The 12862-nt window shown below is 36.4% G+C and carries 11 protein-coding genes and 1 riboswitch; of the genes, 7 read left to right on the forward strand and 4 right to left on the reverse strand.

Features of this window, described 5'->3' with window-relative positions:
• Positions 1-68: 68 nt before the first annotated feature.
• From AC07UM_RS02110 to AC07UM_RS02125, 4 genes are all read left to right on the forward strand, one after another.
• A complete protein-coding gene (locus AC07UM_RS02110) occupies positions 69-1136 on the forward strand; it encodes a sensor histidine kinase (RefSeq protein WP_494682707.1) in 1068 nt (355 codons plus the stop codon).
• Positions 1133-1888, forward strand: coding sequence for a LytR/AlgR family response regulator transcription factor (locus tag AC07UM_RS02115; RefSeq protein WP_494682706.1), 756 nt, complete (start codon positions 1133-1135; stop codon positions 1886-1888). Before AC07UM_RS02110 ends, AC07UM_RS02115 begins: the two co-directional genes overlap by 4 nt.
• A 59-nt stretch (positions 1889-1947) precedes the next feature.
• Entirely contained in the window at positions 1948-2859 is a 912-nt protein-coding gene (locus AC07UM_RS02120) for a PhzF family isomerase (RefSeq protein ID WP_494682705.1), read from the forward strand.
• 160 nt (positions 2860-3019) lie between these two features.
• Positions 3020-4258, forward strand: coding sequence for an RNA polymerase sigma factor (locus AC07UM_RS02125; protein ID WP_494682704.1), 1239 nt, complete (start codon positions 3020-3022; stop codon positions 4256-4258).
• A 49-nt stretch (positions 4259-4307) separates the two neighbouring features.
• Here the strand turns inward: AC07UM_RS02125 and AC07UM_RS02130 are convergent, their stop codons facing one another.
• Entirely contained in the window at positions 4308-4949 is a 642-nt protein-coding gene (locus AC07UM_RS02130) for a DUF1062 domain-containing protein (RefSeq protein WP_494682703.1), read from the reverse strand.
• Positions 4950-5474: 525 nt separating this feature from the next.
• On the opposite strand from AC07UM_RS02130, the gene AC07UM_RS02135 reads away from it, so the two are divergent.
• Together AC07UM_RS02135 and AC07UM_RS02140 are read left to right on the forward strand one after the other, a co-directional pair.
• Positions 5475-6890: an aldehyde dehydrogenase family protein gene (locus AC07UM_RS02135; RefSeq protein WP_494682702.1), complete on the forward strand. Its 1416-nt coding sequence runs from the start codon at positions 5475-5477 to the stop codon at positions 6888-6890.
• Positions 6891-7006: 116 nt separating this feature from the next.
• Positions 7007-7804 (forward strand): helix-turn-helix domain-containing protein, encoded by a 798-nt coding sequence (locus AC07UM_RS02140; RefSeq protein WP_494682701.1) that lies wholly within the window; start codon positions 7007-7009, stop codon positions 7802-7804.
• Between the two features lies 1 nt (position 7805).
• Here AC07UM_RS02140 and AC07UM_RS02145 read toward each other — a convergent pair whose 3' ends face one another.
• Positions 7806-8516 (reverse strand): hypothetical protein, encoded by a 711-nt coding sequence (locus AC07UM_RS02145; RefSeq protein WP_494682700.1) that lies wholly within the window; start codon positions 8514-8516, stop codon positions 7806-7808.
• A 208-nt stretch (positions 8517-8724) separates the two neighbouring features.
• Positions 8725-11028, reverse strand: a complete 2304-nt coding sequence (gene metE, locus AC07UM_RS02150) for a 5-methyltetrahydropteroyltriglutamate--homocysteine S-methyltransferase (RefSeq protein ID WP_494682699.1) — start codon at positions 11026-11028, stop codon at positions 8725-8727.
• Between the two features lie 176 nt (positions 11029-11204).
• Positions 11205-11389, reverse strand: a riboswitch (cobalamin riboswitch).
• 195 nt (positions 11390-11584) lie between these two features.
• Between metE and AC07UM_RS02155 the strand changes: the two genes are divergently transcribed.
• Positions 11585-12046 (forward strand): Lrp/AsnC family transcriptional regulator, encoded by a 462-nt coding sequence (locus AC07UM_RS02155; RefSeq protein ID WP_089690995.1) that lies wholly within the window; start codon positions 11585-11587, stop codon positions 12044-12046.
• Positions 12047-12093: 47 nt separating this feature from the next.
• Here AC07UM_RS02155 and AC07UM_RS02160 read toward each other — a convergent pair whose 3' ends face one another.
• On the reverse strand, positions 12094-12861 hold the full coding sequence (locus tag AC07UM_RS02160) for a LytR/AlgR family response regulator transcription factor (RefSeq protein WP_494682698.1): 768 nt from the start codon (positions 12859-12861) through the stop codon (positions 12094-12096).
• Between the last annotated feature and the right edge of the window lies 1 nt (position 12862).

A 12862-nucleotide genomic window follows, 5' to 3' on the forward strand; every position in this document is an offset into this window, starting at 1 on the left:
TATTCTTGTATCACAAAAATGAACAGAACGGCTTTATTATACCTTTTATCACCAACACAATATTGAATATGGATTTTGCTGAAATTTTCAAAGATCAGGAGACAAAGAACAGGAAATATGTGATTGCTCTTTATTATTTCATTGTCACTTCCATCTACACCGTATACCAGATCTTTTTCTTCAATACCATTATGCAGAGCAGTATTCTGTCTAAAATCAGCCTGTGGGATAATTTTCCGCTGCAGTTTGTGCTTATATACCCTATTGTACTGGTAATGACTTTTCTGGATTATCTGTTGATCAAATTAATCAATGGAATTACTCCCATGCATACCAGTATGTATAGACATGCTTCTTCATTATTTGTAAGTAATATTCTGCTCTGTATTTTGCTGTATTTTGCATTCAATTTTATTGTTACAGAGATATTTGATCTAGGAATAAAGCAGTCTCTTTCTTATAAAACAGGTCTTATTCTTAATATAACTGCCAATCTGCCCATTCTGCTGGTACTCGATTTATTATTTTACTTTCAGGCAGAGCGCAAAGCCATTAAAGCTTCTGAAAAAGCAAAACACAATATGCTGATGTATCAGTATAATGCATTGCGGGCACAGGTAAATCCACATTTTCTGTTCAATTCTCTGAATGTACTGTCTTCCCTGATATATGAAAATCAGGAACAGGCCAACAAATACACCAAAGCTCTGTCGCAGGTATACAGACAGGTACTTTCTGTAAGTAAAAAACCACTGAATACTTTACAGGAAGAGATGCATTTCTTTCGCCAATACCAGTTTTTAATGGAAATAAGATTTGAGAAAGGCTTTATCATTGATATCAAAACAATGGATCAATGGCAACACCAGAAAATTGTGGCTTTCAGCTTTCAGCTCCTGTTGGAAAATGCCTTCAAGCACAATATAAGTTCAGCCGCAACTCCACTGCTGATTCATATTTCTGCCGATGAGAACGGCATATCTTTCCGAAACAAAATATCTTTGCGAAATGATGCCATCAAAGGAGAAGGAATAGGTCTGTCTTTTCTGATTGCACAATACGACCGCTATCATAAAAAACTTGAAATAATAGAAGAAAAGGATGAGTTTATTGTTAAAATACCTTTCGTAGAATGAAAAAATACCTGATCATTGAAGATGAGCGTCTGGCTTTTTCCGAACTTAAACGAATGATGGATAAACTCCGTCCGAATGATATATTGTTGGCAAGAGCTCAAAGTGTGCTGGAGTCTGTGGAATTTCTTCAGGAAAATAACCCTGATTTTATCCTGATGGATATTAGCCTTTCGGACGGAAGCTGCTTCGAAATATTCAATCACATCAAAGTGGAAGTTCCTATTATTTTTACGACGGCCTATGATGAATATGCAATCCAGGCTTTTAAAGTCAATAGTATAGATTATTTACTGAAACCTATCTCTGAAGAGGATCTGGAACGGGCACTTATAAAGCTGGAAGACCTGCATTTTGACAGAGAACAAAAAGAAACAGGCATTCGTATGGTGGAATCATCATTGATGAAAAAAGTAAAAAACAGATATTTGGTACATTCCCGTGAAGGATATCTGTATGTGGAATCCAAAAACATCGCCTATTTCTATAGTGAAGAAAAAGTAGTGATGCTGCATACTTTTGACAATAAGAGGTATATCATCAATTATACTCTGGACCAATTGGAAGATCAGCTCACTGAAGATCTGTTTTTCAGGGTTTCCCGCAATTGCATTGCCAATATTAAAGCGATCAAAGGAATTAAAAAGGTGGAAAATAGTAGGCTGAATATCGAATTTGAACCAGAATGCCCCCACGAAATTATTGTAAGCAGAGTACGGGTTCAGAATTTCCTGGAATGGCTGAATGATGATTAAATAAAATGCTTAATCTCCGTGTTCATTCCTTATTTTTACAGTAAACTTAATCATCCGTCATGAAAGAAGTAATCATCTATCAAATAGATTCTTTTACCAAAGAAAAATTCAAAGGAAATCCCGCAGGAGTGGTATTAAATGCTGAAAATCTTACGTCTGAAGAAATGCAGCTGATTGCCCGGGAACTTAACAATTCTGAAACCGCATTTGTTTTCAAACCTGATACCCGGGAAGAAAATTTTGACTATCATGTTCGTTACTTCACTCCCACCACAGAAGTTCCTTCCTGCGGGCATGCTACTATTGCCGCACTCTATGCAAAAGCTCAGGAAGACCAGCTGGGTTCCTGTACCATTACAATAAATACCCAAATCGGAATATTGCCGATTTATATTGACAGGAAAAGCAATGATTATCTTATCACCATGACACAGGGAAACTTTGAACTGAGCCCTGTTTTTGATGCTTCAACCATTCAGAAAATTGTGCTGGCTCTGGAGTTGACCATGGATGATCTTGATGAAAAATGTCCGGTACAAATTGCTTCAACAGGACATTCAAAAGTCATGATCGGCATTAAAAGCAGTACAACTTTAAATCAACTTACTCCTGATCTTATCGCTTTGGAAAAACTTAGTAAAGAAATCGGCTGTAATGGGTATTTTGTATTTACTTTTGATACGGATGAAAAAGATATTTTAACCAATGGAAGAATGTTTGCTCCAGCCATCGGCATTTCTGAAGATCCGGTTACCGGAAATGCGAACGGACCTTTGGGAGGTTATCTTATTCAAAACAAAATAAGGGAGGCTGCTGATGGGATTTTTGAATTCACAGGAAAACAGGGTGAAACCCTCAACAGAATTGGTAAAGTAAAGGTACGGGTAACTGTCAAAGACAATCAACCCGACATCATAAGTATTACCGGAAATGCAGTAGGGGTTTTCAGAACAACTATGGTTCTGAAATAATTCCACCCATTATATTTACCAAAGTTGTCCCCGTTAGAGAAAATCAATCGTCACTGATACGAATCAAAAAATTGGGAAGTGAAGGAGATACTATTTTTATTGCGCTTCTGCGTATCCAAAGCAAATATAATTACATTTGATAGAGCTTTTTTGATATACCATGGTCAATCCGAATGAAATAACGCCACATTTATTCAGAACCGAATACAGCAAAATCGTTGCAGTACTTTGTAAAAGTTTTGATATTAAACATATCGAAATTGCAGAAGATATTGCCAGCGAAACCTTTCTGAAAGCTTCAGAATATTGGGCTGTAAACGGACTCCCGGATAATCCTGCGGCATGGCTTTATACAGTGGCTAAAAATAAAGCAAAAGATTATTTCAAGCATCTTTCCATTATTGAAAAAAACAAACAGGAAGGGGTAAAAATATTTGAAAATGAAAATTATACAATAGACTTTGACACCAAAAATATATCTGACAGCCAGCTGGAAATGATTTTTATGATCTGTAATCCTGTCAATTCCCAGGAAACCCAAATAGGTCTGGCTCTTCAGATTCTCTGTGGTTTTAGTATAGAAGAAATTGCTAATGCCTTTCTTTCCAAAACGGAAACCATCAAAAAACGTTTGCAACGGGGACGGGAAAAGCTCAGAACCCATCATTTTACAATAGAATCTTTAAGTGAACAGGATATTCACCAACGTTTGGAAGTGGTATTGACTGCTTTATATTTACTGTTTAATGAAGGCTATTTCTCCAGAACAAATAACCTTTTAATCCGTAAAGATCTGTGTCTGGAAGCGATAAGACTCACCCTGATTCTTACTGATCATCCATTTACGAATACCCCTACAACTAATGCATTACTGGCATTGATGTGTTTTCAGAGTTCAAGGCTCGATGCCAGAACGAATGATAAAGGTGAAACGGTTCTCTTTGATGAGCAGGACGAAACATTATGGGATAAAGCTTTGATTGAAAAAGGCAATTATTACCTGATAGAAGCCTGTCAGACTAGCAATACCTCCATTTCTAAATATCATCTGGAAGCAGGTATCGCTTATTGGCATACTTCTCCGGCTGGTAAAAATAAATGGCAGCATATTTTAAACCTGTACAATCAGCTTATTATTTTTGAATATTCTCCCATTACTGCTTTAAACAGAGCTTTTGCTTTTTCCAAAGTCTATGGAAATAAGACAGCAATCACTGAAGCGGAAAAACTTACTCTCACAGACAATGAATATTATCATGGATTATTGGGATATTTGTATGCTGAGCTCGATACAGATAAAGCCATTCATCATTTTGAAGAAGCCATCCGTCTTACCCTATCAAAATCGGAAAAACAGACTTTGCAGAAACAGATCAATATTTTAAAGCAATCAAAGTAAGATGTAAATAAAAAGCCCCCAGATCATTGATTTGGAGGCTTTATTTCAATTATTTGTCATTGATAATATTCACAATTTCTTTCTCAATAAGATAAATATTGATCAGCTTTTGTCTGTTGATCGTAACAATGTCACCCCTTTTAATCTTATATTTCTTTTGTAAAGGTTTTTCATTACAATAAACTGCATCTGTGTCAAGCAGCAGATTCAATGTAGATGATGAAAGGCCTAAGCATATTCTGATAACCGTTGAAGCTCTTATGTTAAAATCAAAAGGACATTGTATTTGAAACGAAATCATTTCATTGTCCATATTGATAATATCCTCTACTGGAAGGGTTTGATGTAGAATTTTATATTCTACACTTTCCAAATCTGCTTCCACATTATTTTTCCTTCTTATTTCCTGTGAGAAAGCATATTCCCAGGCGATTTCCGTACTATTTTCTGAAAATTTGTTGAATATCTCTTTACTGATGGATTCTGTTCTTATTCTTGAAAATACAGTCAGGTTGTAGGTATTGCTGCATTTTACACATCTGTAAATTAGCCATATATCAATATTCTTTTTTTGAGCATTTAATCTGAATTTATCGCTGCAATAAAATCTTTCGCTGTTACAATGGCTGCATTTCTTTTTGAGTAAGGGAGTATTTTTAGCTTGTACCTCCCATATATAGTGTGTACTCATTACTTATAATTGTGCTTCGTATTCTTTGTTGGATTTTTTCCATACTATTCAAGCATTACAAGAAAGTCGGTATGCACCTGGCTCTTACCCCAAAGAGTATTTCTTAAGGTATAGTTTGCCATATATTTCAGTTTTTTATCAATAGTAATTGTTAAAACTGAAACAGCAGATACAGCTGCCCTTTACAGGCAATGCAATACATAATATGATGAAATGAAAACCTGTTCGGGTAGAATTACCCAAACGAAAGAACGATCAGCCTGTGGTTACTGAGACTGATACTAAGCGATAATAAGTTTAAGAGTTGTTCTCAAAACGAGTTATTTACTTGGTTATGATAAAAATAGTCAATTTTATCGAAGAATAACATGTTATTAAATTTTTATTAAAAAAACGAAATTATCAGGCTATGTTTTCAACCCAATTAATACTCTAAAATGAACCATACAACAAATAAAATTTGAACCATACAACAAACCTGTATTTTCTGTTTCTGACGAACTTTGTGGTAGTAAAATCATCAAAATGAAACAGATTAATACAATGTATATCAACGGTGAATTTGTTACACCGAACGGAACAGAAACATTTGACCTTATAAATCCTACTACCAATCAAAAAACCGGAGAAGTAGTTCTGGGAAATGAAGAAGATACCCGAATGGCCATCGCTGCAGCGAAGAAAGCGTTCAAAACATTTTCAAAAACAACAAAAGAAGAACGCATCAGTATTCTTAAAAAGCTTCATGAAGCTGTAAGCAAACGGGAGCATGAACTGGTTTCTGCAATGGTGAATGAATATGGAGGAACATTGCAGTTCTGCAGGATGAGCGTTCAAAATGCGATTTCAGCCTTCACAACCACCATTACTACTCTGGAATCTTATGACTTTGAAAAAACAGTCGGACATTCTAAAGTCCGTTTTGAATCTCTGGGAGTAGTGGGAATCATTACGCCATGGAATGCCAGCAACAGTTTCATTTGCAGCAAGCTTGCCACTGCTATTGCTGCAGGATGTACAACTGTAATCAAACCAAGTGAAATGAGTGCAGCACAAACCCAGCTTATTACGGAATGTTTTCATGAAGCAGGTTTACCGGAAGGCGTATTCAATATCGTAAATGGATTAGGAAATATAGTAGGAGCTGAAATTACCCAGCATCCGGACATCGCTAAAATCTCTTTCACCGGATCTACATTAACAGGAAAAGCGATTGCTAAAGGTGCTGTAGATACGATGAAAAGAGTAACATTAGAACTTGGCGGAAAATCTCCTAATATCATCCTGGAAGATGCTGATCTTGATAAAGCTATTCCTATGGCTGTTTTCGGAGCTTATATGAACAACGGGCAGGCATGTATCGCCCCTACCCGTCTGCTTGTTCCTCAAAACAGACTGGATGAAGTGAATGAACTGGCTAAAAAAGCTGCAGGACAGGTAAAAGTAGGGAATCCTAATGAAGAAGACACTCTTGTCGGGCCTATGGTAAGTGCCAAGCAATTTGAAAGAGTACAAAGTTATATCCGCCTGGGGCAGGAAGAAGGGGCTACTCTGCTTGCGGGAGGAGAAGGCAAACCGGAAGGCCTTGAAAGTGGAAATTTTGTAAAGGCTACCATTTTTACTAATGTCCGTAATGATATGCGTATTGCACAGGAGGAGATTTTCGGACCTGTATTGTCTATTATTCCTTATGCCAATGAAGAGGAAGCGATTGCGATTGCCAATGATACCACTTATGGTCTGGCCGCTTACATCAGCTCTGCGGATAAAGAACATGCAGAAAATGTTGCAGCACAGATTGACGCCGGAAGAATCTGTATAAATGGATTCTCACATGATCCTTTTGCGCCTTTTGGTGGTTTTAAACAAAGCGGTATCGGACGTGAGTTTGGGGTGTTCGGGTTGGAAGCCTATCTGGAACCAAAAGCCATTCTGGCGTAATATGATATCCTTCACAGCAAAATGTTCCCAGGATCATTCTGCTGTGAAGATTCTATGATGCTAAAAAAGTTTTGTAAGTTTGAAAAAGAATCGATCAAAAAATAATCCTCTGAGCCATGAGTGAAAATAACATTCCCTTTCCTATCAACTATTCCTGCTACTTTTCAGAATTCAGAGAAGGAGAACAGTTTGCGCAGATTCACAGTCTTGGGCTGGTTCTTTCCGGAGAAATGGAATTGAATGACGGCATTAACAAAACCCTGTTCAAGGAAGGTGAACTTTATTCTGCGAGGAAAAACAGTTTACTGAAATTTGCAAAATATCCGCCTAAAAATGGTGAAATCAAAACTGTTTCTATCTATTTTGACGATGCTATACTCCATGAATTCAGCCGTGAATATGGATATCAGGCAGAGAAGAAAGACAATGTTCCAGCCTTTATAAAACCGGATCAAAAGGCATTAACTTCTTTTATGTACTCATTATTGGCATATGAAGATCTTACTGCTTCCGAAGAAATTCTGCGTCTCAAACAAAAAGAAGCTTTACTGCTTCTGCTGAACTATGATCCAGGTCTTAAGGATATTTTATTTGATTTTTCGGAACCTTATAAAATTGACATTGAAGCTTTTATGAACAAGAATTTTCATTTCAATGTTAATGTAGAGCGTTTTGCTTACTTAACAGGGAGAAGTTTATCTTCCTTTAAAAGAGATTTTCAAAAAATATTTGGGATTCCACCAAGGCAATGGCTGCAGCTCAGAAGATTACGGGAGGCCCATTTTCTACTTACCCAAAAAGGAAAATCGGTTTCTGAGATCTATCTTGATCTTGGATTTGAAAATTTATCTCACTTTTCTTTTGCCTTTAAAAAACAGTTTGGATTTTCTCCAAGCTCATTACAGGCAAAATAACTTAAACTTCATCTAAAAAAACATACCTGAAAGCGAGAATGATCAGGATTATAACTGCTATGGTAATGATTTTCACTTTCATATCGCTTTTAAGATTTTCAGGAGCATAACGCAATGTTTTCTTATCAAGATAAAAATCTGTGTAAACCTCTGTATCAATTTTCAGATCAGGACGGAAAGTTTGTATGCCTTTCAGAAAATGCCCGATAAGATCATATCGGTTTTTAAGGGTGACTATATCCAGATTGATAAGCTTCTTTCTGGATTTTCTGTTTTCATCTTTTTCATGAACATACAGATTCTTTCTGAAGTTGCTGTATTTTCCGTTGGAAGCAGCCTCAGAATAGATATCTTTTGTATAAGGATCCTGGCTTTTGACCAAATCCTGATATCTAATTTCTGAAAGAACTTTATCATTTCTGTTAAGAAACAGAATTCCCTGATGATTGATCAGCATACCACTGATCTTCTTATCTTTATTTCTGGTGATTTCATAAGCCAGCCAACCTGATAACGCTCCTGTAATAAGAAAGAGAAAAAGAAAGATCGTCGTAGCAGAAGTATCTGGAGAAGATGCTGAAACGGCCTCAATAAAAAATATGAGCAAAATAACAGCGATTACTGCAAAAAGAATGACAATGCTCCACCTCAGTCTGGCAATATATTCAGGGCTGTAGGTTTCCGATCTCATTTCAGGAAATGATTCTTTCATGGATTTATTTATAGTTAACTGGTTATCAATTGTCAACAATTTTTAAATAAAAAAAAATATTTTAAAAATGTCGAAGTGCAAAAATATACTATATAAATGAATAACCAATACTAGAATTCATCAATATTTTAGGGACTAAAAAAGACAAATCGTGCTATGAAAATCATAACACGATCTGAATTGCTGAATCTAATTATTTGAAAGTTTTTTAAAGTGCATATTCCACTGATGCTTCTTTAGCTGCTGCTACCATTGCTATTAAAGCTTTTTCTGTTTCTTCCCAATGTCTGGTCTTCAGTCCGCAGTCCGGATTTACCCAAAGCTGATTGGCAGGAATTACATTCTGGGCTTTTCTTAATAGCTCAATCATTTCTTCTTTTGAAGGAACTCTTGGTGAGTGAATATCATAAACACCAGGACCAATTTCGTTTGGATATTTGAAGTCTGCAAAGGCATTCAGCAGTTCCATCTGAGAACGGGAGCATTCTATGGTAATCACGTCAGCATCCATATCGGCAATGTTTTCAATAATATCATTGAATTCAGAATAGCACATATGGGTATGGATCTGTGTGGCATCTTCTACTCCGCTTGCTGAAATCCTGAAAGCTTCCACAGCCCATTTCAGATAGTCTTGCCAGTCGGTTTTTCTTAATGGAAGTCCTTCTCTTATGGCAGGTTCATCAATCTGGATAATTCTGATTCCTGCTTTTTCAAGATCTACCACCTCATCACGGATCGCCAAAGCAATTTGTTTACACGTTTCTGAACGAGGCTGATCATCACGTACAAATGACCATTGTAAAATCGTAACAGGACCAGTCAGCATTCCTTTCACCCATTTTTCAGTCTGAGATTGCGCATATTGAGACCAATATACCGTCATAGGAGTCGGACGGGAAACATCTCCAAAAATTACAGGAGGCTTTACACAACGGCTTCCGTAGCTCTGTACCCATCCGTTTTTAGTAAATACAAATCCTTCCAGCTGTTCTCCGAAATATTCAACCATATCATTGCGCTCAAATTCTCCGTGTACCAGCACATCAATTCCAATTTCTTCCTGCCAGCGAATCGTTCTTTGGGTTTCTTCTTTCAGTAGAGCATCATATTGTTCTGCCGTCAGCTCTCCTTTCTTGAACTTTGCTCTCCAGCTTCTTACTTCTGTTGTCTGAGGGAATGATCCGATCGTTGTGGTTGGGAATAAAGGAAGCTGTAATTCTTTTTGCTGTTCTTCTTTACGGATTTTGAATGTATTTATTCTTTGCGCATCTTTTTCAGTTACAGCATGGGCTCTTTGTTTCACTTTATCATTATGAATAAGAGAGGATGTTCTTCTGCTTGCAATTGCTTTTTTATTGTCTTCAAATATTGTAAGAATCTGTTCATCTTCTGTTCCGGAAGCCAGTTCTTTAAGCGTTACTACTTCTTCCACTTTCTGTTTGGCGAAAGCCAGCCAGCTTTTAATCTCAGCATTAAGATGGGTTTCAAAATCCAGATCGCAAGGTGAATGAAGCAATGAACAAGATGGAGCAATTAAAATCCTTTCAGGTCCTAATTTTTCAACAGCTTTTTTGATAAAGGACAATGACTTTTCATAGTCATTTTTCCAGATATTTCTTCCATCAACTACTCCTAATGAAAGGCTTAAGCTTTCCGGAATAGCACTCAGAATATCATCCAGCTGCTCAGGATTTCTTACAAGATCAATATGCAGTACATCCACAGGAAGTGAAGCAGCAAGCAATACATTATCTTTCAATCCGTCAAAATACGCAGCAACAATAAATTTCAGTTTCGGGAAGCGTTTTCTTATCTCAGAATAAACAAAATGATAAGTTTCTTTCGCTTTTTCCGTTAAATCCAACGCCAGAAAAGGTTCGTCAAACTGAATCCATTCAGCGCCCTGCTCCTGAAGTTTGGTTAAAATCTCTGTGTATACGGGAAGAAGATTTCCGGCCAGATCCAGTTTATCAAATCCTTCTTCTTTTTCTTTTCCTAAAAGAAGATAAGAAACAAGTCCGATAATAACCGGCTTTGCGTTGATTCCCGCCTGCTTTGCTCCTGCAAATTCATTGAAAATTTTATCTGAACTCAGCTTAAACTGTTGGTTTTTATAAAATTCGGGAACGATATAGTGATAATTGGTGTCAAACCATTTGGTCATTTCCATCGCTGTGATATCCAATCCTTCTTTCTGATATCCTCTTGCCATAGCAAAATAAAGATCCTGTTCAGAATTATTCTTTTTCAGCACCACTTCATGATAACGTGCCGGGATTGCTCCCACTACAAGGCTCATATCCAACACCTGATCATAATATGAGAAATCATTGCACGGAATAAGATCAATACCTGCTTCTTTCTGAATATTCCAGTTTTGGTTACAGATATTCCTGCCTGTATTCAGAAGTTCTTCCAGAAGAATTTTACCTGACCAATATTGCTCGCAGGCTTTTTTGAGTTCTCTTTTGCTACCAATACGCGGATAGCCCAGAATGTGAGTTTGCATTTTTTAAACTTTTTAATTAAACTTAATGATAAAGCCCTTTAAAATGTTTCATAATGCTTTGGATAAAGAGTTTTTGGAAAATAGTAATATAACGAACGGTACATTTTTTCTCACACGAAAAAATGCATTATCCGATATATCATCTGTATGACCCAAAAGCTTCAGACCGCGAAAGCATTGTCAATTCAGTAAAGGCAGGTCTCCTGACTTGTAACAGTTTCCGTCATCCTTCCCGCTTTGGCAGTGGATATGCAAGGACAGAAACCTTTGGTGTATTACTTACAGTTGCGCGACAGCTCGTGATTCTCACACGATTCCCTATTAATTTACCTTAAGTAAAACCTTTCCTGTTTGATGAAGTATCTTTAAAGAACTGTACTTTTATTGATAACAATTGTCATCATTAAAAGTTTTTAATTTTGTGTAAAATTAATAATACAGAACAAAAGCACAATAAAAGTAAATTAATTAAGCAAATTAATCTTTTAAAAAATAAAATTAAAGCATATAATTCTGTAAATTTGATTGTTTTAATACTATAAAAGAATAATATTCTGTGGAACAACTCGATGATAAGGATGTACAGCTGCTCAGGCTGCTCCAGAAAAATGCAAAACTGACCGTAAAAGAACTTGCAAAAGAAGTAAACCTTTCTACTTCGCCGGTTTTTGAAAGGGTAAAAAGGCTCGAACAGGACGGATTTGTAAAAAGATATGCTGCTGTTCTTGATGCTGAAAAGCTCAACCGTGGGTTTACCGTTTTCTGTCAGATCAAACTAAAAATTCACGACAGGTCTGTAGGCTATGATTTTGTAAAAGAAATTTTAGAAATTGAAGAAGTTGCTGAGTGCTATAATATTTCCGGAGATTTTGACTTTCTTCTGAAAGTACAGGTCAGAGATATGAAACATTATCAGGATTTTGTATTTAATAAGTTAGGCTCTGTAGATTCCATCGGAAGTACCCACAGTACTTTTGTCATGGCTGAGGTGAAAAACAATCATGGACTGACCATATGATTTGATTAGGAATTAAAAATTATTGACTCTAAAAAATATTTCATCCCTTATTCTTCTATCCACTTTCTGAAGGAAGAGGTAATACTCTGGCTGGTAATAAGACGGTCTTTGTATCCTTTTATTTTGATGGAGAGGGTGTTTTTGTTGTAGCGTTCTATTCTTTCAATATGCTTTTTTTGAACAAGTTCACTTCTGTTGATCCTGAAAAAGGCTAAAGGATCCAGCTGTTTTTCAATTTCTTTTAACGTTGACTCATTCAGCAGGTTTTTCTTTCCAGCAGTGTCAACGGCAAAAACAATTCCTTCTTCTGCTTCAAAAAAAGCAATATCTTCAGTATTTATAAAATAAATTCCCTGATGTGAACTGATTGTAAATCTCTTTTTATAGTTTTTCCCGGGATGATTGTTATTAAGCATTTGCTGAAGTTTTACGAACACATCCTGCTGCTCAGATACAGCGCTTTTCAGTAAGAGAAATTTGTTCCAGGCTTTTTGGAAACGATCCTGTGAAAATGGTTTTAAAAGATATTCTATTCCATTACTCTCAAAGGCATTCATCAAGAACTGATCATAGGCCGTAGTAAAGATAATCGGGCTGGAAATATCCACTTGATTATAGATTTCAAAGGCATTTCCATCCAATAATTCAATATCAGAAAAGACCAGATCAACATTTGAATTTTTAAAAAAAGCGATGGCTTCTTCTACTTTGTCAATTTCTGCAACAATTTCAACCGATTCGTCGAGTTCACTGATGAAACGTTTCAATTTGTTTCTGGCCGGGATTTCGTCTTCGATGATTACCACTTTTATCATA

This window comes from Chryseobacterium sp. GW821-FHT04C04 (assembly GCF_059420365.1).

Bases quoted from the DNA above. Each gene is read 5' to 3' on its own strand.
- AC07UM_RS02110 (WP_494682707.1), top strand. From the start codon at position 69: ATGGATTTTGCTGAAATTTTCAAAGATCAGGAGACAAAGAACAGGAAA.
- AC07UM_RS02115 (WP_494682706.1), top strand. From the start codon at position 1,133: ATGAAAAAATACCTGATCATTGAAGATGAGCGTCTGGCTTTTTCCGAA.
- AC07UM_RS02120 (WP_494682705.1), top strand. From the start codon at position 1,948: ATGAAAGAAGTAATCATCTATCAAATAGATTCTTTTACCAAAGAAAAA.
- AC07UM_RS02125 (WP_494682704.1), top strand. From the start codon at position 3,020: ATGGTCAATCCGAATGAAATAACGCCACATTTATTCAGAACCGAATAC.
- AC07UM_RS02130 (WP_494682703.1), bottom strand. From the start codon at position 4,949: ATGAGTACACACTATATATGGGAGGTACAAGCTAAAAATACTCCCTTA.
- AC07UM_RS02135 (WP_494682702.1), top strand. From the start codon at position 5,475: ATGAAACAGATTAATACAATGTATATCAACGGTGAATTTGTTACACCG.
- AC07UM_RS02140 (WP_494682701.1), top strand. From the start codon at position 7,007: ATGAGTGAAAATAACATTCCCTTTCCTATCAACTATTCCTGCTACTTT.
- AC07UM_RS02145 (WP_494682700.1), bottom strand. From the start codon at position 8,516: ATGAAAGAATCATTTCCTGAAATGAGATCGGAAACCTACAGCCCTGAA.
- metE (WP_494682699.1), bottom strand. From the start codon at position 11,028: ATGCAAACTCACATTCTGGGCTATCCGCGTATTGGTAGCAAAAGAGAA.
- AC07UM_RS02160 (WP_494682698.1), bottom strand. From the start codon at position 12,861: ATGATAAAAGTGGTAATCATCGAAGACGAAATCCCGGCCAGAAACAAA.